Source organism: Candidatus Methylomirabilota bacterium (assembly GCA_035709005.1).
Taxonomy (GTDB): Bacteria; Methylomirabilota; Methylomirabilia; order Rokubacteriales; family CSP1-6; genus 40CM-4-69-5.
In genome coordinates this window covers 42,776-66,469 of the sequence record DASTFB010000087.1, presented here as the reverse complement: position 1 = coordinate 66,469, position 23,694 = coordinate 42,776, and the positions used below count along the sequence as shown (strand labels likewise).

Here is a 23,694-nt window from a genome sequence, read left to right as displayed (position 1 = left end):
CTACTTCGTGTACTTCTTGACCAGCTTCTGGGCCTCGGCGTACGCCGCGTTGGCGTCGAAACCGGCGGACGACAGCTCCTTCAAGAATTTCGCGATTTCGGGCTTGACGGCCGCGCGCACGCGCTCGACCTCGGACACGGGCATCACCGGGAACTGATTGCCGGCCTTTTGCGCGGCCTCCTTGCCCGGCTTCTCGATGTCGTCCCAGTTCTGGCCGGCCCAGGCGGCGATGTGGCGTCCCGAATGCTGATCGATCACCTTCTTGAGATCCGCGGGCAGCGACTCGTACTTCTTCTTGTTCATCGCGAACAGGAACACGCTGGTGCCCAGGCGGGGCTGGGGGCCGGCGAGCTCCGAGTGGTACTTCACGAGCTCGTGGATCTTGAGGGGGCGGGCGATCTCGTAGGGGAGCAGGGCGCCATCGATCACCCCCTTGGAGAGCATCTGGGGGACCTCGGGCACCGGGGAGCCCACGGCGTTGGCCCCCACCGCGCGCAGATAGACGCTGCCGGCGCGATTCGCCGTGCGGATCTTCAACCCCTTGTAGTCCTCGAGCTTGAGGATGGGCTTGTTGGCGTGGACCAGCGTGCCGCCGTGGACGTGCAGCAGCAGCACGTGGTAATCCTTGTACTCGTCGCGCAGATATTTCTCGTAGTAGTCCTGCAGCGCCAGCGTGGTCCCGAGCGCGTTGGTGTGCAGGAAGGGAATCTCGAAGATCTCCGTCCGCGGGAAACGGCCGGCGGTGTAGCCGGGGAGGGTCCAGCCGATGTCCACCACGCCGTCCTTGATCTGGTCGATGAGCTGGGGCGGCGTGCCCCCGAGCTGCATGGACGGGTAGATCTGGATCTTGAGCCGGCCCCCGGACGCCTTCTCCACCTTGGCCGCCCACGGGGCCAGGAACGTCGCGTGGGGAGGCGCAACCGGCGGCACGAAGTGGCTCAGCTTCAGCGTGACGGTTTGGGCCGCCGCGGGCGCCGGCGGGAGGGCGAGCGCGATCAGCAGAGCGGCCGCGAGGCTCCAGCGCTTCATGTGCGCCTCCTTGGGTGTCGCCTCGGTCCGGCGCGCCGGCCCGGGCACCGGTAAGCTAGTGAGGCATGGACGTGCTGTCAAGCGCGTTCGAGGCATGGACGGCTGGCCGGCGCGGTCCGGCTTGACGGAGGGCGCCTTCGTCTCTACGGTTGGCTCGAGAGGGCGGGGGGCATTCCCGCGACGGGCGTCATGAGGGTGCTCGTGCTGAACGCGGGAAGCTCGTCCCTGAAGTTCCGCCTGAGCCGGTTCGAGAGCCCGCACGCGGTGGGGCGCGAGATCTTGCGGGGCGTGATCGAGCGAATCGGAGTGGCCGGCGGCCAGACGGATCACGGCGAGGCGGTCCGCCGGGTCGTCGAGCGGGTCCAGGCCGTCCCCGATGCTTCTCCCGTGGAGGCGGTCGGCCACCGCGTGGTGCACGGCGGCCGGAGCTTCGTCCGACCCACGGTGATCGATGACCAGGTGGTGGCGGCGATCGAGGCGCTCGAGGACCTGGCCCCGCTCCACAACCGGCCGAGCCTGGCCGCGATCCGCGCCTGCCGCCAGGTGCTGGGCCCGGAGGTCCCGATGGTTGCGGTGTTCGATACGGCGTTTCATGCGGCCCTGCCGGAGCACGCCTACCGGTACGCCATTCCCTACGAGCTGGCGGAACGGCACGGCGTCCGCCGGTTCGGCTTCCACGGGACGTCCTACCGGTACGTCGTGGAGCGGTATCGGGAGCTCGCGCGGCCATCGGACGGCGCGCGTCTCGTGGTCTTCCATCTGGGCAACGGGTGCTCGGCCGCGGCCATCCGTGATGGCACGTCGATCGACACGTCGATGGGCTTCACGCCCCTGGAGGGGCTCGTGATGGGTACGCGCGCCGGTGATCTCGATGCCGCGCTGGTCGGCTACCTGGTCCGCAAGGAGGACGTGGACGCGGCCGAGGTCGAGCGGTGGCTGAACGAGAGGTCCGGGCTCCTCGGCTTGTCGGGCGTGAGCGCCGACATGCGGGACCTGCTGGCCGGGGAGCAGCACGACCCCCGGGCCCAATTGGCGGTGGAGATCTTCTGTTACCGCGCGCGGAAGTATCTGGGCGCGTACCTGGCCGCCCTCGGCGGCGCCGACGCCGTCGTCTTCACCGGCGGAATCGGGGAGCACTGGCCCCCGGTGCGCGCCCGCATCTGCGCCGGGATGGAGTGGTGCGGACTCCGGCTGGACGAGGCGCGCAACGCCCGGGTCATCGGCAGCGAGGGTTGCATCAGCACGGCGACATCGCGCATCGGGGTATTCGTCATCCCCACCGACGAGGAGGCGATCATCGCGCGCGAGACGAGGGAGGCGCTCCGTGAACGGTAATGCCGACACCCGGTGGACGAGCGGCTACGGGCCGATCCGCCACACGTCGATGACCCAGCGGCGCATCCGCGCCATGGTGGAAGCGCTGTCGCGGAAGGGCGGGCAGGGCGACGGGACGCCCGTCTACGAGCTGCTGCTCGCCGCCGACCGCATCGCCAGCGCAGGCATGTGGCTCGTCGTCCACGAGACGTATGCGCGCAACGTCTACCTGGATGGCCGCCCGTTGCGCCCGGAGGACTTCAAGCCCTCGCCGGAGGGCCACACCGGCGGGGCCCTGAACATGGTGCCCGCCTACACGGGGTACCTGGCGGTCAACGCGCTCACGGGCACCACGCGCGCCTGGCTCATGGGCCAGGGCCACTGCGTGGCCGCCGTCGACTCCGTGAACCTGCTGGTGGGCAACATGACGCGGGCCCACGCCGAGCGCTATTCCGTCTCCGACGAGGGCCTGACGCGCTACGTCCGCGATTTCTACTCGTATCGGCTGCGCGACGACGGGCGTCAGGACTCACCGCTCGGCAGCCACGTCAACGCCCACACGGCCGGAGGGCTGGCCGAAGGCGGTTACCTGGGGTTCGCCGAGCTGCAGTACGTGCACATGCCACTGCCGGGCGAGTGCCTGGTGGTGTTCCTGAGCGACGGGGCCTTCGAGGAGCAGCGCGGCGGCGACTGGGCACCGCGCTGGTGGCGGGCCGAGGATTCCGGCCTGGTCGCGCCGATCATGATCGCCAACGGCCGGCGGATCGACCAGCGAACGACCATGTCCCAGCAGGGGGGTATCGCCTGGCTCCTCCGGCACCTGAGGCTCAACAGCTTCGACCCCTTCGTCTTCGACGGGCGGGACCCGGCGGCGTTCGTGTGGGCGATCTACGAGATCGAGCGGCGGCTGGAGGCGGCCGCCGCGGCGGTCAAAGCCGGGCAGGCCAGATACCCCGTGCGCCTGCCCTACGGGATCGCGGTCGCCCCGAAGGGTGCGGGCTTTTATGGCGCCGGGACCAACCTCGCCCACAACTTGCCTCTCGGCACGAACCCGCACACCGATGCCCTGGCGGCCCGACGCTTCAACGAGCACGCGCGGCGGCTCCGGGTGCCGCCGGCCGAGCTCGCGGGGGCCGCCCAGGCGTTCCAGGGCCACGGCCGCACCGGGCGCCCCCGCGAGCGCGATCACGCGCTGGCCACCCGTCGCGTGAGCCTCCTGAAGTCGCCCGAACCCGTGTTCCGGCAGGTTCCAGCGGATCGCGCCGACGGGTCCCGAGGAGCCACAACCAGTCCCATGGCCGCTGTCGACGAGGGCTTCCTCGCCGTCGTCCAGGCCAACTCCGGGCTCAGACCGCGGGTGGGCAACCCGGACGAGATGCGCAGCAACCGCATGCTCCGGACGCTGGAGAACCTCAAGTTCCGCGTCACCGATCCCGAGGAAGGAATCCCGGAGGCGGTCGGGGGCGCGGTGATCACGGCGCTCAACGAGGAAGCCGTGGCCTCGGCGGCGCTGGGCAACAAGGGCGGCCTCAACATCATCGTCACGTACGAGGCCTTCGGGGCCAAGATGCACGGCGCCGTCCGTCAGGAAATCATCTTCGCAGACGAGCTCGCCGCGGCCGGCCGGCCGCCGGGCTGGCTCTCGGTGCCGCTGGTCCTGACCTCACACACCTGGGAGAACGCCAAGAACGAGCGGTCCCATCAGGATCCGGCGCTGGCGGAAGTTCTCCTGGGCGAGCCGTCGGACGTCTCCCGCGTGATGTTCCCCGCGGACTACAACACGGCCGCCGCGGTGATGCAGGCTGTCTACCGGACGTGCGGCCAGATCTGGACGCTCGTCGTCCCCAAGCTGGCGGTGCCCGACCGCTTCACCGGCGACGAGGCGAGCGCCCTGTTGCGCGACGGCGCCCTGCGGCTCGACTGGGCCGGCCACTCCCCCGACGAGGCGCGCGTGATCCTGACCGCCGTGGGCGCGTATCAGCTGACCGAGGTCCTCCGCGCGTCGCAGCGCCTGACCGAGCGAGGCTTCGCCCACGCCGTGGTGTACATGCTCGAGCCCGGACGCTTCCGGGCGGCCCGCAGCGAGGGCGAGGAGCGCCATCGGGCCTCCCCGGACGTCGTGGCCCGCTGTTACCCGGACACCGTGCCGGCGCGGGTCTTCCTCACCCATACGCGTCCCCAGGCGCTCCTCGGCGCCCTGCCGCCGCTGCACACGGGCCCGGACACGGTCGCGCTGGGCTTCACGAATCACGGAGGGACGTTGAGCGTGCAGGGCCTGCTCTTCATCAACGGCTCGACGTGGGCGCATTGTCTGGCTGCCGTCGGCCGGCTGATGGGGCTCGACCGGGCCGAGCTGCTCGCCGACGAAGAGAGGGCCGCGCTCGACCGCCGCCGCTCCCCTCACGGCGTCGTCATCGACGAGGTCTGAGCCTGCCGAACCCGGCCTGGGCCTACTCCAGGGGTAGCGCCACCTCGCCCACGGACTCGGCCACCGCAGGATGCACGATGCGCCCGCGCCAGATGTTGACGCCCTTGGCCAGGGCCGGATTGTCGCGGGCAGCCTGAGCGGGGCCGGACGCGGCGAGCTGCAGGACGTAGGGGAGCGTGGCGTTGGTGAGGGCGAAGGTGGACGTGCGGGGCACCAGGGCGGGCATGTTGGTGACGCCGTAATGCACCACACCGGACACCGTGTACACGGGATCGAGCAGCGTGGTGGGCCGGGTGGTGGCCACGCATCCGCCCTGATCGACGGCCACGTCGACGATGACCGCGCCTTCCTTCATGGCGGCCACCATCGCCTGGGTCACCAGCACGGGCGCCCGCGCGCCGGTGATGAGGACGCCGCCGATGAGGAGGTCCGCCCGCTCGACGGCGCGCGCGATATTGTAGCTGTTGGAGAACAGCGTCACGATCTGCCCGCGAAAGACGTCGTCGACATAGCGGAGGCGATCCAGATTCACATCCAGGATCGAGACGTCGGCCCCCAGGCCGAGCGCCGTCTTGGAGGCATTGAGGCCGACGGTGCCGGCTCCCAGGATGACCACGTTGCCCCGCGGAACGCCGGGGACGCCGGAAAGCAAGATGCCGCGGCCGCCGCGCGCCTTGCTCAGGTAAGAGGCGCCCTCCTGGACGGCCAGACGGCCGGCGACCTCGCTCATGGGGGTGAGCAGCGGCAGGCTGCCGTCGGCCCGCTGCACGGTCTCGTAGGCGATCGCGATCACGTCGGCCTTACGCAGGGCGGCGGTCAGCGCCGGGGAGGGGGCCAGGTGGAGATAGGTGAACAGGACCTGGCCCGAGCGGAATCGCGGAATCTCCTCGGGAATGGGCTCTTTCACCTTCAAGATGAGCTCGGCCGCCGACCACACCTGCTCGAGGGAGACGGCCTCGGCGCCTGCCGTCACGAAATCGGTGTCGCGGATTCCGCTGCCGGCGCCGACCCCGCGCTCGACCAGCACCTGATGTCCATGCTCCACGAGGGCCCGGGTTCCGGCCGGCGTCAGGGCGGCGCGCTGCTCGCCGGGCTTGATCTCTCTGGGCACGCCGACGATCATCGCCGGGCGCCTGCGGTGGGGGCGGCCATGACGCGATCGTAGCCAGGACGCCAGGCGCTGTCGAGTACGGAACGCTCTGGGGCAAGCATGCCCCGCCTGGGGAGCCGACGCGCGGCCGCCACGGGGACCGTGGAGGGCAACTCTTCAAAATCGCGTTACTGTTTCCTGGCAGCCCGGTTGCAGCCCGTCTGAGCGGCGCGGTGAGCGCCAGAAGGAGGACAGCATGCGTGCTCTGGCCCCCTGGACGGGGATGACGGGTCTGCGACGGGAGATGGACCGGCTCTTCGACCGCTTCTTCGAGGGCGACGCCGGATGGGAGGCCCTCGAGATCGGCGGCGAATGGGCCCCCAAGGTCGATCTCTCCGAGACCAAGGATGCCTACGTCGTCCGGGCCGAGGTCCCGGGCGTCGAGCAGAAAGACATCCAGGTCTCGCTTCAGAATGACCTCCTCACGATCAAGGGCGAGAAGACGAAAGAGAAGGAGGAGAAGGACGAGAATTACCATCGGGTGGAGCGCTCCTACGGGGCCTTCGCACGGGCCATGCGGCTGCCCGCCGCCGTGGAAGCCAGCAAGGTGGCGGCGAGCTTCAAGGACGGCGTGCTCACGGTGACGCTACCCAAGACGCCGGCGGCCAAGGGCACGACCATTCCGATCAAGGCGTCCTGAGGACGCTCCGGGGCCGTGGGCCACTACCGGTTTCTCGATGCCGTGGCCATCGCCGACTGCGCCCTCGAGGTCGAGGGGGCCGATCTCGACGATCTGTTCGCGACGGCGGCGCAGGCGCTGGCCGAGGTGATGGTCGATCCGGCCACGGTGGCGGCCACGGTGGAGCGGACGGTGACGCTCACGGCCCCCTCGCTCGATCTCTTGCTCTATGACTGGCTGGCCGAGTTGATTTTTCTCAAGGATCAGGAGGAAATGATCTTTCCCAGGGTCAAGGTCCGGGTGAGCGAGGGGGAGCCGTGCCGGCTGGAGGCCGTCCTCACGGGCGGGACGATCGACCGCAAGCGGACCGCCCTGCGGGCCGATGCCAAGGCTGTGACCTTCCACCAGTTCGCCATCGAGCGGCGGGGTCAGGGCTGGTGGGCCCGCGTGGTCATCGACATCTGAGGAGACGATGAAGACGATCCCGGTCGGCGACTGCATCTGGGAGATCCCGGCGAGCGAGAAGCCGGGCATGCTGGTACCGGCGCGCATCTATGCCTCGGAGCGGCTGCTCGCCCAGATGGACCGAGGGGTCTTCGAGCAGGTGACCAATGTCGCCTGCCTGCCCGGGATCGTCCGGGCCGCGCTGTGTATGCCCGATGGCCACTGGGGATACGGCTTCCCCATCGGCGGGGTCGCCGCGTTCCGGGCCGACGGCGGCGTCATCTCTCCCGGCGGCATCGGGTTCGACATCAACTGCGGCATGCGGGTGCTGCGCACCACGCTTAGCGAGGCCGAGGTCCGTCCCCGGCTCACGGAGCTGGTGGAGGCGCTCTTCGCCGCCGTGCCCTCCGGAGTGGGGGCCAAGGGCTTCGTCCGCCTCAGCGAGGACGAATTTCGCGAGGTAATGCGGGAGGGGTCGCGCTGGTGCGTGCGCCGCGGCTATGGCTGGCCCGAGGACCTGGCCGCCACCGAAGCCGGCGGCTGTCTGGCCGGAGCCGAGCCTTCGCACGTGAGCGCCCGGGCCGTCTCGCGGGGCAAGGATCAGCTCGGCACGCTGGGCTCCGGCAACCACTATCTCGAGATCCAGGTGGTGCCGCCCGATGGCATTCACGACCCGGAAGTGGCGCGCGCCCTGGGTGTCAGCGAGCCGGGGCAGATCCTCGTCATGCTGCACTGCGGCTCGCGGGGCTTCGGTCACCAGATCGGCACCGACTACCTCCGCGCCTTCGACCAGGTGATGAAGACCTATGGCATCACGGTGCGTGACCGCGAGCTGGCCTGCGCTCCTTTCCGCTCCCGCGAAGGCCAGGCCTACTTCGGCGCCATGAACGCCGCCGCCAACACCGCCTTCGCCAACCGCCAGGTGATCACTCACCGCGTCCGCGAGGTCATGGGGCGCGTCTTGGGCCGCGACCCTCGGGAGCTCGGGCTCTCGGTCATCTACGATGTCTGTCACAACACGGCCAAGCTGGAGCGCCACGTCGTGGAGGGGGAGAGCGTGGACCTCGTGGTCCACCGCAAGGGCGCCACACGCTCCTTCGGGCCTGGCGCCCCCGACGTTCCCGAAGCGTACCGGGCGATCGGCCAGCCCGTCATCATCGGCGGCTCGATGGAGACGGGCTCCGCGCTGCTGGTGGGCACCGCCCACGCCATGCAGGAGACGTTCGGCTCGACGGCCCACGGTGCCGGCCGCACCATGTCCCGCACGCAGGCCAAGCGCCAGGTGTGGGGCGAGACGCTGATGAAGGACATGCGGGCGCGGGGAATCATCATCCGGGCGGCGTCGAAGTCGGGCGTGGCCGAGGAAGCCGGCTTCGCCTACAAGAGCCTGACCGAGGTCGTGGACGTGGTCCACCGTCTCGACATCTCGCGCCGGGTAGTCTCGCTGGCGCCGATCGGCAACATCAAAGGCTAGCCCGCCCGCTCTGCTCGGGGGCGAGCCGACGAGGAAACGACGACGATGAGGCATCCGAAACGGACGATCACCAGAGCGATCCGCACGCGGCGTCCGCTCCATCCCGGCCGGGACGCCGATCAGCTGGAGGCTTTGCAGTGGCCGGAGGCGGCGATCCGCGTGCGGGACCGGATGACCCGTGGGGTCGCCACGATTCATTCAGACGCCCTGGTCCGCGGCGCGGCCGAGATGATGAGGACACGGAAGATCCGGCACCTGCCCGTGATCGACCGGGAAGGCCGGCTCGTAGGCATCGTGACCGACCGGGACCTGCGGCAAGTCATCTTCGATCCCAGCATCCAGAGCCGAGCCGGTAGCGTGGCCGACGCCCTGGGCCGCCTCACCATCCGGGACGTGATGACCTGGGGCGTCGTCACGGCGCGTCCCGACACGACCATCGGGGAAGCCGCACGCCGGATGCACGAGCAGAAGATTGGCGCGCTGCCCGTGGTAGAGGGCGAGCGGGTGGTCGGCATCATCACCGAGAGCGACGTCCTGAAGGCATTTCAGGACGTGCTGACCCAGGAGGCGTTGGCCAAACCCTACCGCTGGGCCTTTGCATACCGATGAGCCGGGGCGCCCAGGCCGGACCGGCGCAGGTCAAGGCGGGACGCCTCGTCTCGGCCTCGCTCGACACGCCGATCAGGCTGGAGCCCGCGATCGCGGGCTGATGGCGCCCACGCCGCCGAGCTCACGGCCCCCGCAGCGTCAAGCCATGATCCTCGGTCAGCGACGCGCGGGTGCCGAATCGTTGGCCTTCTCGAGTCAGGACGTCGCCGAGCCACTGCGCCTCCTCGGGCAAGGCTCGAGTGACGCGGAACCGGGCGACCCGGGTTGGCGTCATGGCCAGATGGACCAGCCGGCCCGTCAGGACGTCGAGAGTGGGGAAGTACATCAGGCCCAGCTCGCCGCGAAAGGCTTCGTGCCCGCCGATGCCCTCGTAGTCCGTGAGGAAGTCGCCGCAGCCGTAGAAGATCGGGCGGTCCCGGTAGAGCTCGATAGCCTTCGGGTGGTGCGACGAATGTCCGTGCACCACGTCGACGCCGGCCTCGTCGATCAGCATGCGGGCGAACGCCTGCTGCGACCGTGGGATGCGATATCCCCAGTTCTCCCCCCAGTGCAGCGAGACGACCACGATGGTGCGGGGCCGCCTCACCGCCTGCATGGCGCGCGCGAGGGCTCGGGCTGTACGGGGCGAGAGATCGGGCAGGAGATTGATGCCGGGCGTGGTGGCCGACGCGGCCCATGCGGGCGGGATACCGCTGGTCTCGGAGCCGAGCGCAACGACCGCCACGCGCCCCTTGTCGGCGACCTCGACGAGCGCGGGCGCGGCTGCCTCGACGGCATCGCGGCCTGCCCCGGCGGTCTTGATGCCGGCTCGCTGCAAGGTTTCCAGCGTCTCCCGGAGCCCGGCGTACCCCCAGTCGAGGACGTGGTTGTTGGCCAGCACGCAGACGTCGATGCCCGCCATTGTGAGGCACGGCACGTTGCTCGGATGCATCCGGTAGTGAATCCCCTTGCCGGGCCAGTACTCGCTACTGGTGGTGACGGCAGTCTCCAGGTTGATGATCTTGACATCCGGCGAGACACGGGCGAATTCGGCCAGGGCATCGCCCCAGATGTAGGCGGCGTCGACCGGCCTCTCGATGGGCCCGCCGCGAGCCTCGGCAAGCTCGACGTAACCACGGGCGTTCTTCAACACGGGCTCGTGGAGTCGGGGATCGCTCGGATGGGACAGGATCTGGTCGACGCCTCTGCCGGTCATGGCGTCGCCGCAGAGAAACAGGGTGATGCGGGCGGACGATCCCGCGACTGGTTCCGAAGCCACCTTGCTCGCCTCCCTCTCGATAGATGCTCGCACGGATGTGGCTCGGGGGAGCGATGGGAGACCGAACGGATCGCCTCGATGTCCCGCTGCCGCCCCGGCCGGGGAACTTCGGCCACAGGCCGAGGGCTGGTCGGCGGGCACGGACGACGGCGCAAGCCTCTGGAATGTCGGCCGGTCGGGTCTTGGCACCGCCGATGCACGGGCGGGGCATCAGTTCTCGGATAGGAGGTCAAGACCATGGAGGAAGTCGTGACGGCTGGCGATCTGATGACGCCTGACCCGGTGACGGTGTCCCCTGACGCGAGCATCGCAGAGGTATGGGACCTCATGCGCGAGCGCGACATCCGCCACGTACCGGTGGTCGAGGGCAGCGCTCTGGTAGGCATGCTGAGCGATCGTGACCTGGGCCGCCTGGACCTTGCCCGCGCTCTCACCGGCGAGGGCGCGGAGGCCCTGCGGAGGGAGCTGGCCACCCCGGTGGTCAACGTGATGACCTCGGACGTGATCGCCGTCGAGCCGGACACCGACCTGGACGAGGTGGTTGAGCTTCTGCTCGAGCACCGGGTCGGAGCGATGCCGGTGGTGGAGCCCGACACGCGAGAGGTCGTGGGTATCCTCAGCTACATCGACGTGCTCCGCGGGCTCTACGCCATGCTCGAGGAGGAGTGAGGCTCAGCGAGCGAGGATGCGCCTGGTGACGCTCGGCGTCGGCGCACAGAACTCACCCCGGTATGCGCCGGCCGGTCTCCTGGTGGCTCATGCGGGCGTTCGCGTGATGCTCGATGGCGGCCCCGGCGCGGTCCCCCGGGGCAGGCTGGATGCCTGGCTGGTCACCGACGAGGACGCCGAGCTGATCACCGACATTCGGCGTCTCGCTGGGCCCTGGAAGCTCGTTCCTCGGGCGGTCACGTTTCGCCGGGATGGACTGGGCATCGTGCGGCGCCGCGTCGTTCACACGAGTCATCTGACCTATGGCTACCGGATCGAAGCCGCCGCCCGGGTCGTCGTCTGGGCGCCGGAATTCTTCATCTTCCCGCGTTGGGCCCGCGGTGCCGACCTGATGTTCGCCGAGGCCGCCGGCTGGGATCGCCCCATCCGGTTTGCCAGAGGCGTGGGAGGGCATCTCGATGCCGTGCACGTGGCCCGGAAAGCCCGGGCGTGTGAGGTCAGACGGCTCGTGTTCGCTCACATCGGGCGACCGACCCTCCGGGCCGTGGACCGGGGGGCGCAGCTTTCCTTCGGAGAGTTCGCCGTCGATGGGCAATGTTTCGTTATTCGCTCCGGGGCACGCGAAGCCCGGTGGGGTGCCAGCACCACCCCGCGTGGGGCCGTGACCCGAGCCACACCGACGCGGCGTAGGCGAGTCTGATGTGATGGCCCTGGGCAGCTGGCTCGCGTTCGCAGACGATCTGGGCCCGGCGAAGGTGGTTCAGGTCCGCGAGCCGAGGCTCGGGCTGGAGGCGGCGCTGGTCGTCGACAACGTCGCCCGCGGCCCCTCGCTCGGCGGCTTGCGTATGGCCCCTGACGTGAGCATCGACGAGTGCGCCCGCCTGGCGAGAGCGATGACCCTGAAGAATGCCGCCGCCGGGCTGCCGCACGGAGGCGGCAAGTCCGTGCTGCGTGGCGATCCTCGCATGGACGCCCAGCAGAAGGAGCGTCTCATTCGCGCCTTCGCCCACGCGCTGCGCCACGAGGACGACTATATCTTCGGTCCCGACATGGGGACGGATGAGACCTGCATGGCATGGATCAAGGACGAGATCGGTCGGGCCGTGGGGCTGCCGTCGGCCCTGGGCGGGATCCCGCTGGACGAGCTCGGCGCCACGGGGTGGGGGATCCGGCACGCCACCGAGGTGGGGGCGTCGCACTGCCGTCTCGACCTGCGGGGCGCCCGCGTCGCCATCCAGGGCTTCGGCGCGGTCGGCAAGCACAGCGCCCGCTTTCTGGCCGAGCGCGGCGCGGTGCTGATCGCGGTCTCCGATTCCCGGGGAACGGTCCACAGCGCGGCCGGCCTCGACGTGGGGCGGCTCGCTGCCCTGAAGGACGCCGGCAAGAGCGTCGTCGACTATGACGGCGGCCGCCGCCTCGAGCGGGACGCGATCGTCGATATCGGGTGCGACATCTGGATTCCCGCCGCCCGCCCCGACGTCGTCCGCGAGGACAACGTGGGTCGGCTGAAGACGCGCCTGGTCGTCCAGGGCGCCAACATTCCGTTCACGGTCGGCGCGGAGCAGGCCCTGCACGAACGCGGGGTGCTGGTCATTCCCGATTTCATCGCGAATGCCGGCGGGGTCATCTGCGCGGCGATGGAATACCGCGGGGCGACCCCCGTCGCGGCCTTCGACGCGATCGAGGAGAAGATTCGCGCGAACACCAGCGCCGTACTCGAGGCCGTCCGAGCCACGCGCATCGCGCCGCGGCGCGCCGCGGTGGACCTGGCGACCGCCCAGGTCAAGCAAGCGATGAGCTACCGGCGCTTCTCGATCCTCTGAGGTCGGCGCCTGTAGCGCGGTGAAACCTCCAGCAGGCATGCCGGCGACCCTCGAGGCCTCGAACACGTCTGGACGCCCTCCCCCACACGATCATGGTGATCTCGTCGAAGGAGCACGCGGTGTGAGACTACCTCGCCTCCGGGATTCGCGAGGCCGAGGTCGTCATGGCGGGCGATGACTGCCTGGTGTGCGAACGAGCTTCCGCCGTTTCATCCAGGGTGCCGGTGCGGAGTCTGGCCCAGGCTCGACTGAGGAGTGCCGCCCATCAGGGCTCGCGCGCCTCGATCCACGCCAGCAACGCCTCCAGGGCGTCGGCCGTGGTGAAGATCCCCGTTGCCCGCCCGGCGTCGACGACCGGCAGGGCGCCGATTCGGCTGTCGAGGAGCGCCCGGGCCGCGACCGTGACCGAGGTATCCGGCTCGACGATGAGGGGAGGCTCGCTCATCACCCGGGCGACCGGTGCGCCGGGCGGCGGGCCCGGCTGGGCCTCCTGCGGGAGGCCGCGGAGATCGCGGTCGGAAACAATCCCGACGACTTGCTCGCCCTCCGTGACCAGGACATGGCGGATCTCTCGTGAGCGCATGAGGCGGGCGGTATCGCCGACGGAGGTCTCCGGCGTCACGGTCACGGGCGCTCTGGTCATCCAGTCGCGCACCTGTCCCTGGTCGGCGCGGCGGCTCATGCGAGACCCCGCGCTGGCAACGGCATCTCGGGAATCGGCTCGAAGTGCTCGCAGGGACAGCCGGGGACCCGGCACCGACCCATGGGGCTGTGGTTCGCTTCCGCGTGCCCGCAAATGCACATTGATCGGCCCTCCTGCCAGCGAGGTCGAAGGTTATGCATGACTACAACCCTCCTGGCCCGGCTCCGGGCGCTCGGCGACGAGACCCCCTCGTCATGCCGACCGGGGTACGGGCATGCTGGAAGTACGGACCATTCTCGACTCCCGTTGGGTCGTCCGCCAGCTGCAGGACACCGCCACGCAGTCGCCGCAGGTGTTCCGGTACACGTTCGAATGGGTGCCAGTCGATGTCTGGGTTCCGCCGGATCTGGCGTCGATGAAGCAGGCGGTCTTCCTCGGTCTTCCGCATGTAGGTCCAGATCTGCAGGCATTCCGGACAGTCCCGAGCGTCACGCTGGAACGTTTCGTAGCGATGCAGGCCCTTGGACAGAACTGCGACGGTCTCCATGAGGTCGTAGGTCGCATTGTCGAGCATGGCCGTCTCTCCTTGCGGCGTCCTGCTGGTGCAACCAGACTGCCAGAACCTGCCGCTTCGTCTACGGCCGCGTCGCGCCGAATTAAATTGAAAGGGGACGGCGCCGCCTCGGTGAGGCCGCGTGGGGCGATGGCGGGACACCGGTGTGCGCCGATGCCCGACGGGACGGGGCAGGGCCCTAGTTCTGCGTGAAGCTCTCGAGGGGGGACCGGCGGAGCTTCCGGAGCGCCTGGACCTCGATCTGGCGAATGCGCTCACGTGTGAGGCCGAGCCGCTGGCCGATCTCCTCCAGCGTCAGGGTCTCGCGGTCGCCGATACCGAAGCGGAGGCTGATGATCTCACGCTCTCGGGGGGTCAGCCTGGTCAGGGCCTGGCCCACGTGGACGGTGAGATCCTCGGCCAGGAGATCGTCCACCGGCGAGGCGACCGCAGGGTCGGCCAGCACGTCGCCCAGGACGACGCCCTCGCCGATGGGGGATTCCAGCGAGGCGGGCTGGCGGGCCGCGTCGAGGACGAGCCGGATCTTCTTGGCCGGGATCCGCGTGCGGCGGGCCAGCTCCTCGGCGCTGGGGTCGCGACCGAGCTGGGCCGTCAAGGTCCGGCGAACCCGAGAAACCCTGTTGAGGCGCTCGACCACGTGCACCGGCATCCGGATCGTGCGGCCGCGGTCCGCCATGGCCCGCGTGATCGCCTGGCGGATCCACCAGGTGGCATACGTCGAGAACTTGAAGCCGCGTCGGTACTGGAAGCGATCGATCGCCTTGAGGAGGCCCAGGTTGCCCTCCTGGACGAGGTCGAGCAAGGAAAGCCCGCTGTGCCGGTACCGCTTGGCGATGGAGATCACCAGACGCAGATTGGCCTCGGCCATCTGCCGCTTGGCCAGCCGGACCGCCTCGTCGGCTTTGGTGACTCGTGACAGCAGGGCCGCGACCTCCTCGCGCGGCAGGCCGACGTCGCGGCCACCGCTGAACGCCTCGCGGGCCTGGCGGACGAGGTCGTCGAGCAGGCTGGGGTGCAGCGGAAGCTGTCCCACGATCTTGCCGATCGCGGCGCGATTGGCGGCGATCCATGCGCGGTAGTTCCGTCGAGTCGCCGTGGACAGACGGCCGTCGGCCAGCGAGGCCTGAAGCCTGGCGTTCTCGGCCTCCAGGCGGCGGATCCGGGCGAAGCCCCTCATGACGGGCTCGAGCTGTTTCGGGCCGAGCTCGCCGCCTTCCGGCAGGACGATCGCCTCCTCCGCGGCGACCTCTCCCGTCTTGACGCGGGCTGCCATTTCGACGAGGGACCGTACGATGAAGGGGATGCCGGCCAGAGCCGTCCACAGCTCGAACTGTCCCGCCTCGATGCGGCGGCCGATCTCCACTTCCTGCCTGGCGGTGAGCAGGGGGATCTTGCCGATCTGGTTCAGGTACACGGCGAAGGAGTCGGCCGCGCGGACGCGCTCCTCCTCCCCTTCGAGTTCCAGCTCCTCGGTCTCCTCCCAGGGGGCCTCTGCCACGTCGGCTGCCCCGGTGGAGGCGACGTCGACCGTGAGGTCCGGATCCACGTCGTGATCGATGGTTCTCGACGTCATAGCACCATTCAGATGTCGGTTGGTCGGCGATGGATTCACATGCTTTTGAGGAGTCGGGCCACATCCTGCGGGATCCGGGCCTCGAAGTCGGCGAGCTCGCCCGCGCTGACCGCCTGGCGCAGCACGCCGTAGACCGTTCGTACCGCCCGCTCGGCGAGGGGAGCCCGGATATCCAGGTCGGCAGCGACCTGCTGGATCAGCGCCTCGCCATCCATGAGGAGGGCGTGGGGCGTCTCGGCGAGCAATGGCCTCTTGAGGAAGCCCGGGAGCTGGGTGATCAGTTGGCGCCGGGTCTCGGAGTCGGGAGCGAGGCGGCTCAGCGCGGTCAGGACCGCCTTCGACCAGCGCTCCGCCTCCCGGCGATCGGCCGGCCCTTCGGCCGCCTGCACCTGGGCGAGGAACTGCTCCTTCGTCATACGGCTCCCACGACCTTCATCGCTTCCTCCTGCCGGGTTGGTTGGGCACCCGGACCCCTGCAGGTGGCCTGCCAACCTCGAACTCTATAGCCAGCGGCGCACTACTCCCGGTCGATCCCCAGAACACTGTCCCGCGGGCGCCCCACTGGGGCGCGGGCGTCGCGCCCCCTGGACATGCGGGGGCGATCCAAGTCGCGATGCAGTCGCGACTCCAAGGGGCGGCCGCGAAGGCAGACTTTGGCGGAGCGATCGCACTGAGCGGGCGGCAGGATGGCGATAAGCCTCTGCGCCCGCGAGAAGGCATCCGCTTGAGAGCGGGGGAGGCATTCTTCAATCTCTACAATCACGACTTCGTCCGCGTGGCAGTGGCCATCCCGCCTGTGCGGGTGGCCGATCCGGCGTTCAACGAGGAACAGGCGGCGGGCCTTATGCGCGAGGCAGCCGAGCGCCGGGCTTGTCTGCTCCTGTTCACCCTGCTGGACCAGCGGGGCGTCCCCTTCGGCAACCGCCTTCTCTTCCAGGTCGAGGCACAGCGCCGACTCACGATGTACGTGGAGATCTGCGAGGACTTGTGGGTACCGATCCCGCCCTCCTCGTACGCCGCGCTCGCCGGGGCCAGCGTGCTTCTGAACCTCTCGGCCTCCAACATCACGATCGGCAAGGCCGACTATCGCCACCAGCTGGTGGCGAGCCGGTCAGCGCGCTGTCTGGCCGCATACCTCTACTCGGCCGCGGGCCCCGGGGAGTCGACCACCGATCTGGCCTGGGACGGCCAGGCCCTCATCTACGAGAATGGCAACCTCCTGGCCGAGTCACAACGGTTCGCGGACCCGCCACAGCTCATCACGGCGGACCGGCTCGGCCAGGAGCGGATGAGGCAGACCAGCTTCCCCAACAATCTGCAACACCACCGTTCCCAATTGAGCCAGTTCCGTCGGGTACCTGTCGATCTCGCCTTGCCCGGTTCCGGGCGGCTCCTGCCCGAGCGGTCCTACGAGCGCTTTCCGTATGTGCCCAGCGACCCCCGCCGACGTGACGAGCGGTGCGCCGAGGTCTTCCACATCCAGGTCCAGGGGCTGGTCACACGCCTGCGGGCGGCCGGGATCGAGCGGCTGGTCATCGGGATCTCCGGAGGCCTCGACTCCACCCACGCGCTGCTCGTGTGCGCGCAGGCCATGGACGCGCTCGGCTACCCCGCTCGCACATCCTCGCCTACACGATGCCGGGCTTCGCCACAACCGCGCGGACACTGGAGCAGGCTCGTCGTCTCATGGCCGCCATTGGCTGCGCGGCGCATGAGATCGACATTCGTCCCAGTTGCCTGCAGATGCTGAGGGACATCGGGCACCCGGCCGGCCAGGGTCGAGCCGTCGGGGAGATCCGCGCGTGGTTTGCCGTCTTCCTCCGCCGCTTCTTCGAGCAAAGCCAGTTCAAGCGGAGCTGCATCCCCAATGCCCCGAAGGTCGGCTCCGGAGGTTCTCTGTCCCCGCGCGGGGACTGGCGGGCGCCGAGCGATGCCGGGGCTGCCGTCTGGCTGCGGCAGCTCGCGCTCGTTCCGGAAAGCGAGTGAAACCGTCTACGGACTGGTCATGCCCGGTATTCTCGCCTGACCACCGGAAGGTGCGCGGCGATGAGTTCTGCGACCGGAAGAACGACCACCCCGGCGGCCGCGGCACGCTCCGGCAGGGGAGTCGTGTCCGTGCAGAAGATCCGCGCGACACCGAGCGATGGCAGCGCCTGCCAGCGCGTCCCCGTAAAGAGTCCGTGGGTGGCCATGATGACGATCTCCTCGGCGCCGGCGGAGCGGAGGGCTTCGCAGGCCGATACGAGGGTGCCACCCGTATCCAGGATGTCGTCCACCACGACGACTCGCCGGCCTACCTCTCCGTGCAGCATCGAGTGGACGATCCCCGCCTCTGTCCGGCGTTTGGTGAAGTGGGCGAGCGGGCGGTCGATCCCGGCGGCCTGCCGGACGGCCTCGGCGCGCTCGAGCGCGCCTTCGTCCGGGGCCACGATGGTCGGATCGCCAAAGCCCAGGCGGGCGAGCTCGGCCGCGAAGACGGGGGCCGGGGACAGCGAGCAGACGGGAATCGGGAAGAGCCGGTGAATGGAGCCGCTGTGCACGTCGACAGTGACGACGCGATCGACGCGGCTGGCGCGGAGGAGTTCGCCGGTCCATGCCGCCGCCAGGCTCCGGCCGACCTCCTGCCGGTCCTGTCGGGCGTAACCGAGGTAAGGAAGCAGAGCCGTGATGGTCAGGGCGCCCTCCTTGGCTAGCGTGTGCGCGAGCAGCAGCGTCGCCAGGAGGTGCTCGTCGGGCGGGGCGAGGGCCCCTAACAGCAGACAATGTCGCCCGGTGACCGCGCCGTCCACGGTGGCGTGAAGCTCCTGGTTGGGGAACCGCTCGATGCAGGCTCGGCCTCGCGCGAGTCCGCCGAGACGACCCAGAGCCTCACCCAGTCTCTCGTGCGGCGGAAGCGTGAACAGGACCACGTCACACCGTCCCGCGTTCAGGGGCAGGAGTCGCCAGGGTGGTGGCGTAGCTTCGCCAGCATGGTGCTCTCGCTTTGTGCAATGGCGCTGCCACGGCCGGGCGGGGCGAAGTCGTGGATTCTGGGCGGAAATCCGGACAGGCTCGCTTCCCGTCCCGCCCCCGGCGCCCCAGGGTGGGGCGGCCGCGGGACACGTGCCTGCACCTGCCCTCACAGCCGCTTGACCACACCCGGCTAAGCCCGCGAATTCCTGGCGTGGACCTCGTGGCACCGCCCATGCACCTCAGCCGCGGGGTGCGCCTCTGCGGTAGCCCACGACAGGAGGATCGCCATTCGGGTTTTGATCCGGCGGCTGAGCGGCCCGCTGCTCATGGCGCTCGTTCTCGGCCCTGTGTCGCACGCAGCCGAGACCGTCAGGTATTCGGGCGTCGTCCTCGGCGTCGACCGCGAGGCGGGGACCATCATCCTGGGCGAGCTTCGTGAGTGGTGGACGGTGCGCGGGCTGGAGGTCATTCGCCGTCCGATCGTCGTCGAGCTCGCGGCCGTGTCCGTGCGGGTGAGACGCCCGCCCCAGGCGCCCGGCCGCGACCGCGGCGAGTGGACCGAGGAGCCACTCGATCCGGGGGGCTTGCACGAGGGGGACGTCGTAACGGTCGACTGCGTCTACGAGGGATCGCGTGTGGTGGCGACGACGATCACGCTCCTCGACGAGGGGCGCCCGTGACCGCCCACCGCCTCACGGGGTTCCTGGCCGGGCCCTACGCCCGACAGAGTCCGCTGGCGCTGTCGGCCTCCTCCGCCGAGCTGTACGCGCTGCTGTCGAGCCTCAGCGGCATTCCCCTCACGCAATCCCTGGCCGTCACCGGCTCGGTCAACCAGCAGGGCGGGATCCAGCCGGTAGGGGCGATCAACGAGAAAATCGAGGGCTTCTTCGACGTCTACCGGGCCCGGCGCCTCGACGGGCGGCACGGGGTCGTCATCCCGGAGGGCAATGCCCGCCACCTGATGCTTCGGGAGGACCTGGTGCAGGCGGTCCGCGAGGAGCGGTTCCACGTGTACGTGGTCTCGACGGTGGACGAGGGCCTCAGCATGCTCTCGGGGCGGCCGGCCGGCGAGCGCGGGCCGGATGGACAGTTTCCTGCCGACAGCGTCAACGGCGCGGTGGAGCGGGCCCTGACCGAGAACGTCGCCCGGCTGCGGTTGATGCGAGGCGATGGCCGAACCGTGTCGGCAACGAAAGGAGAACGGAGTTGAGACACGATCGGATCGACCCAGGCTCGCCGGCGGCCCCGGACAACGACGCCTTGCCATATTCCTACAGGGACACAATGACCCCATTTCGGGATCGTGCCGAGGCCGGGCGAATCCTGGCCGACCGGCTGCGTTCGATTGTCACCCCTCCCGCCGTGGTGACGGCGATCCCCCGAGGGGGGGTCGCAGTCGCCGTGCCGATCGTCGAAAGGCTGGGCCTCCCGCTCACCGTCGTCTATGCACGCAAGCTCACGGCGCCCGTCGCCCCCGAGCTGGCTTTCGGCGCGCTCGACGAAGACGGCGAGGTCATCCTCGAGACGGAGACCGTCGAGGCTCTGGGCCTGCAGCCGGCAGACATCGACCGCGCGAAGGCTCGCGTCGCCGCCGAGATCAAGCGGCGCATGGACCTCTATCGCGTACCGCCGCTCGCCCACTACTTGCCGGGGGCCCACGTCGTGCTGGTGGACGACGGGCTCGCCACCGGCCTCACCATGCGGGCGGCGCTCGCCTACGCGCGCCGGCACGGCGCCAGCCAGGTCACGATCGCCGTGCCCTGCTCGGCGACGCAGGCGGCCGAGCGCTTTCGGCGCGTGGCCGATCACTTCGTCAGCCTGGTGATCGACCCCCTGTTCATGGCCGTGGGGGCCTACTACGTCGACTTCTCCCCGGTCGCCGATGACGCCGTGCTGAGCATGCTGGAAGGAGCCAGGCAACAGGCTCCGCGCGGGGGCGCCCCGCGGTCAGGGGTGCGCGTGTCGTTCAGGAGCTCGCGCGGCCACCGGCTGGCCGGCGAGCTGCTGCTGCCCGAAGGGGCCGGGCCGCACCCGGCCGTCGCGTTCGCCCACGGCTGGGGCAGCAGCAAGGCGAGTCCGCGCAACCGCGCCGCCGCCGAGGCCCTCCGTGGCGCCGGAATCGCGGCCTTTCTCTTCGATTTCACCGGGCAGGGGGAGAGCGAGGGCAGCGAGGACGAGAGCACGCTGGCCCAGCAGGCGGATGATCTGCGGGCGGCCCTGGACCTGTTACAGGCCCGAAATGAGCTCGACGCGCACCGCCTGGGCATCGCCGGGGCCAGCTCGGGCGGGGCCGCGGCGCTGCAGGTCGCGGCCACCGATCGGCGCGTGCGCGCCCTGGCGTTGCGCTCGGCCAACCCCGCGGGCGCCGAGGACGCCGCCGCCCGGGTCCGCGTGCCGACGTTGCTGGTGGTCGGTGAGCGCGATGTCGCCACCCGCGCTGCCAACGAAGAGCTCGGGGCCCGGCTGGCCGGCCCCCAGCGGCTCGAGGTGGTGCCCCGGGGCGACCATCTCTTCGAAGACCCCGGAGCGCTGGCCCGGGCCACCGCGCTCACGGTGAGCTGGATGAGGGAGCATCTGGCATGACGTGTCCGTGCGGGACGTACAGCTCGGGGCCGCTCACGCTGCGCGATGCCGCGCTCTTCACGGACCTGTACGAGCTCACGATGGCCGCCTCGTATTTCCGCGAGCAGATGCGAGCCGAGGCGACCTTCAGTCTGTTCGTCCGCAAGCTGCCCCCGCACCGGTCGTTCCTGGTGGCGGCCGGCCTGCAGGACGTGCTGGAGTTCCTGCGGCAGTTCCAGTTCTCCGAGGCGGCCATCCGCTACGTGCGCTCGCTCGGGGGCTTCGACCGCGCGTTTCTGGACTTCCTCTCCGAGCTACGGTTCACGGGGTCGGTGCGGGCCGTGCCGGAGGGCACCGTCGTGTTCGCCAACGAGCCGCTGCTGGAGGTCACGGCACCGATCATCGAGGCGCAGCTCGTGGAGACGGCGATCCTGAACTTCTGTCACCTGCAGACGCTGCAGGCCAGCAAGGCCGTGCGCAGCGTGCTGGCGGCCCGGGGCCGGCCCGTCGTGGACTTCGGCCTGCGCCGCACGCACGGCATCGACGCCGGCCTGAAGGCCGCGCGAGCGGCCTTCATCGTCGGCGCCGAGATGACGAGCAATGTCCTGGCCGGTCTCTATTACGGGATTCCGCCCGCCGGCACCATGGCGCACTCGTACATCGAGGCCTTTGCCCACGAGATCGACTCGTTCCGCGCCTTCGCCCGCGCCTTCCCCGCCGGCACCACGCTGCTCCTGGACACCTACGACACGGTGGCCGCCACCCACAAGGCCGTGACCGTAGCCCGGGAGCTGGAGGCTGGGGGCCACCGCCTGGCCGCGGTGCGCCTGGACAGTGGCGACATCCTGAGCCTCAGCAAGAAAGTCCGGCGCCTGTTCGACGAGGCCGGTCTCGGCTACGTCCGCATCTTCGTCAGCGGCGGGCTCGATGAGGATGCGGTGCAGACGCTGCTCGATGCCGGCGCCCCCATCGACGCCTTCGGGATCGGCACCCGTATGAACGTCTCGGCTGATGCGCCGTATTTCGACATGGCCTACAAGATCGTCAGCTACGCCGGGCGGAACGTCCTCAAGCTCAGCGCAGGCAAGGCGACGCTGGCCGGCGAGAAGCAAGTGTACCGATTCCGGGGAGCCGATGGAGGGTTCGCGAGCGACGTGGTGGCGCTGCGGGAGGAGCCGGCCCCGGCCGGCGGCGAGCCGTTGCTGCGTCCCGTCATGCGCGGCGGGGCGCTGGTGGACCCACTGCCGTCGCTGCCGGCTATTCGCGATTACGCTCGAGCCCAGATCGCCGCGCTGCCCGGCGCCGTCCGCCGCTTGCGCGATCCGGCGAGCTACAGCGTCCGGCCCAGCAGGCGCTTGCTCGCGATGCAACGGGCGCTGGAGGCGGAGGCCCAGGCTGCCGAAGTCGCCAGCGTTCTTTCCGACGCCGGTCACGCCGACGGCTGACGCCCGGGAAAGCGAGCAGTTCGATCGTCTGGTCCGATGAAGGACCCCGTGATCGCGCTCGATGCCTCGCACGGTGAGGGCGGCGGCCAGGTGCTCCGCGCGGCCCTGGCCCTGGCCGTCGCCCTGGGCCGGACGCTGAGCCTCACGAACATCCGGGTCCGCCGGCCGAAGCCAGGGCTGCAGCCTCAGCACCTGGCGGCGGTCCGGGCGCTGGCCGCGATCAGCGCCGCCGAAGTCACGGGCGACCGGCTCGACTCGACGTGTCTGACCTTCGCCCCGCGCGCGCCCGCGGGGGGAAGCTATCGCTTCGACGTCGGGGCGATCCGGGGGAGCGCCGGCTCGGTGAGCCTCATCTTACAGACGGTGCTCCTGCCGCTGGCCTTCGCCGGCACGCCGTCACGGATCACCCTCGTGGGTGGGACCCACGTGCCCTGGAGTCCGCCCGTTCACTACCTCAGCCATGTATTCCTGCCCGCGCTGGCGCCGGCCGGCATCCACGCCACGGTGACCCTGCGCCGCTGGGGCTGGTATCCGGCGGGTGGAGGAGAGATCGAGGCGGCGGTCGAACCTGCCTCGGACGTGCAGGGCCTCGTGCTCGAGACGCCGCCGGCGCACCCCGAGGTGGTGGGCCTCTCCGCGGTCTCCCGCTTGCCGCGCTCGATCGCCGAGCGGCAACGCCGCCGGGCCGAAGAGCGCTTGCTGGCGGCCGGCCTGAGCGCGTCGATCGCCGTGGAGGAAGACCAGGGGGCGCTCGGGCCGGGCACGGTGCTCTTCCTGGCGCTGCGGGGTCGGGCTGGCTTCTCCGCGCTGGGCCGGCGGGGGCTGCCGGCCGAACAGGTCGCCGAGGTGGCTGTGGATGAGCTCCTGGCCTGGATGGCGAGCAAGGCGGCTGTGGACGAGCACCTGGCCGACCAGCTCGTGCCATTCCTGGCTCTCGGCCGGACCGGCTCGACATTCACCTGTCCACGGGTCTCGGCCCACCTGGAGACGGTGGTCTGGCTCGTCCAGCACTTCGTCGCCGCCCGGATCACGCTGGAGGACGGCCGCCCGGCCCGCGTCCTGATCGAGCCTCCATCCAGTGTCCCCTTCGCGCCCCACTGAGGCGGCTGCGACCGCAGCGCAGGCGGA

The 23,694-nt window shown here is 70.0% G+C and carries 22 protein-coding genes and 1 pseudogene; 15 read left to right on the top strand and 8 right to left on the bottom strand.

Features of this window, described 5'->3' with window-relative positions; genetic code table 11:
- Positions 1-1,029, bottom strand: a complete 1,029-nt coding sequence (locus VFR64_15300; protein HET9491106.1) for a TRAP transporter substrate-binding protein — start codon at positions 1,027-1,029, stop codon at positions 1-3.
- Positions 1,030-1,218: 189 nt separating this feature from the next.
- On the opposite strand from VFR64_15300, the gene VFR64_15295 reads away from it, so the two are divergent.
- On the top strand, positions 1,219-2,364 hold the full coding sequence (locus VFR64_15295) for an acetate kinase (GenBank protein HET9491105.1): 1,146 nt from the start codon (positions 1,219-1,221) through the stop codon (positions 2,362-2,364).
- On the top strand, positions 2,354-4,771 hold the full coding sequence (locus VFR64_15290) for a xylulose 5-phosphate 3-epimerase (protein HET9491104.1): 2,418 nt from the start codon (positions 2,354-2,356) through the stop codon (positions 4,769-4,771). The genes VFR64_15295 and VFR64_15290 overlap by 11 nt, the downstream gene beginning before the upstream one ends.
- Positions 4,772-4,793: 22 nt before the next feature.
- Here VFR64_15290 and ald read toward each other — a convergent pair whose 3' ends face one another.
- Positions 4,794-5,894, bottom strand: a complete 1,101-nt coding sequence (ald, locus tag VFR64_15285; GenBank protein HET9491103.1) for an alanine dehydrogenase — start codon at positions 5,892-5,894, stop codon at positions 4,794-4,796.
- Positions 5,895-6,117: 223 nt separating this feature from the next.
- Between ald and VFR64_15280 the strand changes: the two genes are divergently transcribed.
- From VFR64_15280 to VFR64_15265, 4 genes are read left to right on the top strand one after another with little or no spacing between them, the layout of a single operon-like run.
- Positions 6,118-6,561: an Hsp20/alpha crystallin family protein gene (locus tag VFR64_15280; GenBank protein HET9491102.1), complete on the top strand. Its 444-nt coding sequence runs from the start codon at positions 6,118-6,120 to the stop codon at positions 6,559-6,561.
- A 15-nt stretch (positions 6,562-6,576) separates the two neighbouring features.
- The gene (locus VFR64_15275) at positions 6,577-7,005 is read left to right on the top strand and encodes an archease (protein HET9491101.1); all 429 of its coding nucleotides are present in this window, start codon (positions 6,577-6,579) and stop codon (positions 7,003-7,005) included.
- Between the two features lie 7 nt (positions 7,006-7,012).
- Complete coding sequence (locus VFR64_15270; protein HET9491100.1) at positions 7,013-8,458, top strand: RtcB family protein; 1,446 nt, start codon at positions 7,013-7,015, stop codon at positions 8,456-8,458.
- A gap of 45 nt (positions 8,459-8,503) precedes the next feature.
- Positions 8,504-9,067 carry a CBS domain-containing protein gene (locus VFR64_15265; GenBank protein ID HET9491099.1) on the top strand — a complete coding sequence of 188 codons (564 nt, stop codon included), beginning with the start codon at positions 8,504-8,506 and terminating at the stop codon, positions 9,065-9,067.
- Positions 9,068-9,188: 121 nt separating this feature from the next.
- Here VFR64_15265 and VFR64_15260 read toward each other — a convergent pair whose 3' ends face one another.
- Complete coding sequence (locus VFR64_15260; protein HET9491098.1) at positions 9,189-10,325, bottom strand: CapA family protein; 1,137 nt, start codon at positions 10,323-10,325, stop codon at positions 9,189-9,191.
- 237 nt (positions 10,326-10,562) lie between these two features.
- Here VFR64_15260 and VFR64_15255 point away from each other — a divergent pair, with 237 nt between their 5' ends.
- The 3 genes from VFR64_15255 to VFR64_15245 are packed head-to-tail and all read left to right on the top strand — an operon-like array spanning position 10,563 to position 12,817.
- The gene (locus VFR64_15255; GenBank protein HET9491097.1) at positions 10,563-10,994 is read left to right on the top strand and encodes a CBS domain-containing protein; all 432 of its coding nucleotides are present in this window, start codon (positions 10,563-10,565) and stop codon (positions 10,992-10,994) included.
- A gap of 16 nt (positions 10,995-11,010) precedes the next feature.
- A complete protein-coding gene (locus VFR64_15250; GenBank protein HET9491096.1) occupies positions 11,011-11,694 on the top strand; it encodes a hypothetical protein in 684 nt (227 codons plus the stop codon).
- 4 nt (positions 11,695-11,698) lie between these two features.
- On the top strand, positions 11,699-12,817 hold the full coding sequence (locus VFR64_15245; protein HET9491095.1) for a Glu/Leu/Phe/Val dehydrogenase: 1,119 nt from the start codon (positions 11,699-11,701) through the stop codon (positions 12,815-12,817).
- A gap of 265 nt (positions 12,818-13,082) precedes the next feature.
- Here the strand turns inward: VFR64_15245 and VFR64_15240 are convergent, their stop codons facing one another.
- From VFR64_15240 to VFR64_15225, 4 genes are all read right to left on the bottom strand, one after another.
- Positions 13,083-13,499 (bottom strand): CBS domain-containing protein, encoded by a 417-nt coding sequence (locus VFR64_15240; GenBank protein ID HET9491094.1) that lies wholly within the window; start codon positions 13,497-13,499, stop codon positions 13,083-13,085.
- 163 nt (positions 13,500-13,662) lie between these two features.
- On the bottom strand, positions 13,663-14,034 hold the full coding sequence (locus VFR64_15235) for a hypothetical protein (GenBank protein ID HET9491093.1): 372 nt from the start codon (positions 14,032-14,034) through the stop codon (positions 13,663-13,665).
- A 178-nt stretch (positions 14,035-14,212) separates the two neighbouring features.
- Positions 14,213-15,607 (bottom strand): sigma-70 family RNA polymerase sigma factor, encoded by a 1,395-nt coding sequence (locus tag VFR64_15230; GenBank protein HET9491092.1) that lies wholly within the window; start codon positions 15,605-15,607, stop codon positions 14,213-14,215.
- 35 nt (positions 15,608-15,642) lie between these two features.
- Positions 15,643-16,023, bottom strand: a complete 381-nt coding sequence (locus tag VFR64_15225) for a DUF2267 domain-containing protein (GenBank protein ID HET9491091.1) — start codon at positions 16,021-16,023, stop codon at positions 15,643-15,645.
- Positions 16,024-16,220: 197 nt separating this feature from the next.
- Between VFR64_15225 and VFR64_15220 the strand changes: the two are divergent.
- Positions 16,221-17,593, top strand: a pseudogene (locus tag VFR64_15220) (hypothetical protein).
- 17 nt (positions 17,594-17,610) lie between these two features.
- Here the strand turns inward: VFR64_15220 and prs are convergent.
- Positions 17,611-18,516, bottom strand: a complete 906-nt coding sequence (prs, locus tag VFR64_15215) for a ribose-phosphate diphosphokinase (protein ID HET9491090.1) — start codon at positions 18,514-18,516, stop codon at positions 17,611-17,613.
- Positions 18,517-18,855: 339 nt separating this feature from the next.
- Here prs and VFR64_15210 point away from each other — a divergent pair, with 339 nt between their 5' ends.
- The 5 genes from VFR64_15210 to rtcA all read left to right on the top strand — a co-directional run bounded on the left by VFR64_15210 (position 18,856) and on the right by rtcA (position 23,667).
- Positions 18,856-19,239: a hypothetical protein gene (locus VFR64_15210; protein ID HET9491089.1), complete on the top strand. Its 384-nt coding sequence runs from the start codon at positions 18,856-18,858 to the stop codon at positions 19,237-19,239.
- Positions 19,236-19,769 (top strand): S16 family serine protease, encoded by a 534-nt coding sequence (locus VFR64_15205; protein HET9491088.1) that lies wholly within the window; start codon positions 19,236-19,238, stop codon positions 19,767-19,769. Before VFR64_15210 ends, VFR64_15205 begins: the two co-directional genes overlap by 4 nt.
- 74 nt (positions 19,770-19,843) lie before the next feature.
- Positions 19,844-21,142, top strand: coding sequence for an alpha/beta fold hydrolase (locus VFR64_15200; GenBank protein ID HET9491087.1), 1,299 nt, complete (start codon positions 19,844-19,846; stop codon positions 21,140-21,142).
- Positions 21,139-22,566 (top strand): nicotinate phosphoribosyltransferase, encoded by a 1,428-nt coding sequence (locus VFR64_15195; GenBank protein ID HET9491086.1) that lies wholly within the window; start codon positions 21,139-21,141, stop codon positions 22,564-22,566. The genes VFR64_15200 and VFR64_15195 overlap by 4 nt, the downstream gene beginning before the upstream one ends.
- Before the next feature lie 36 nt (positions 22,567-22,602).
- The gene (gene rtcA, locus VFR64_15190; GenBank protein ID HET9491085.1) at positions 22,603-23,667 is read left to right on the top strand and encodes an RNA 3'-terminal phosphate cyclase; all 1,065 of its coding nucleotides are present in this window, start codon (positions 22,603-22,605) and stop codon (positions 23,665-23,667) included.
- The last annotated feature ends 27 nt before the right edge of the window (positions 23,668-23,694 follow it).

Excerpts from the sequence above, each read along its gene's own strand:
- VFR64_15300 (HET9491106.1), bottom strand. The coding sequence starts at position 1,029 with ATGAAGCGCTGGAGCCTCGCGGCCGCTCTGCTGATCGCGCTCGCCCTC.
- VFR64_15230 (HET9491092.1), bottom strand. The coding sequence starts at position 15,607 with ATGACGTCGAGAACCATCGATCACGACGTGGATCCGGACCTCACGGTC.
- VFR64_15245 (HET9491095.1), top strand. The coding sequence starts at position 11,699 with ATGGCCCTGGGCAGCTGGCTCGCGTTCGCAGACGATCTGGGCCCGGCG.
- VFR64_15265 (HET9491099.1), top strand. The coding sequence starts at position 8,504 with ATGAGGCATCCGAAACGGACGATCACCAGAGCGATCCGCACGCGGCGT.
- VFR64_15250 (HET9491096.1), top strand. The coding sequence starts at position 11,011 with ATGCGCCTGGTGACGCTCGGCGTCGGCGCACAGAACTCACCCCGGTAT.
- VFR64_15270 (HET9491100.1), top strand. The coding sequence starts at position 7,013 with ATGAAGACGATCCCGGTCGGCGACTGCATCTGGGAGATCCCGGCGAGC.
- rtcA (HET9491085.1), top strand. The coding sequence starts at position 22,603 with ATGAAGGACCCCGTGATCGCGCTCGATGCCTCGCACGGTGAGGGCGGC.
- VFR64_15255 (HET9491097.1), top strand. The coding sequence starts at position 10,563 with ATGGAGGAAGTCGTGACGGCTGGCGATCTGATGACGCCTGACCCGGTG.
- VFR64_15280 (HET9491102.1), top strand. The coding sequence starts at position 6,118 with ATGCGTGCTCTGGCCCCCTGGACGGGGATGACGGGTCTGCGACGGGAG.
- VFR64_15240 (HET9491094.1), bottom strand. The coding sequence starts at position 13,499 with ATGAGCCGCCGCGCCGACCAGGGACAGGTGCGCGACTGGATGACCAGA.
- VFR64_15235 (HET9491093.1), bottom strand. The coding sequence starts at position 14,034 with ATGCTCGACAATGCGACCTACGACCTCATGGAGACCGTCGCAGTTCTG.
- VFR64_15195 (HET9491086.1), top strand. The coding sequence starts at position 21,139 with ATGACGTGTCCGTGCGGGACGTACAGCTCGGGGCCGCTCACGCTGCGC.
- ald (HET9491103.1), bottom strand. The coding sequence starts at position 5,894 with ATGATCGTCGGCGTGCCCAGAGAGATCAAGCCCGGCGAGCAGCGCGCC.
- VFR64_15225 (HET9491091.1), bottom strand. The coding sequence starts at position 16,023 with ATGACGAAGGAGCAGTTCCTCGCCCAGGTGCAGGCGGCCGAAGGGCCG.
- VFR64_15295 (HET9491105.1), top strand. The coding sequence starts at position 1,219 with ATGAGGGTGCTCGTGCTGAACGCGGGAAGCTCGTCCCTGAAGTTCCGC.
- VFR64_15200 (HET9491087.1), top strand. The coding sequence starts at position 19,844 with ATGACCCCATTTCGGGATCGTGCCGAGGCCGGGCGAATCCTGGCCGAC.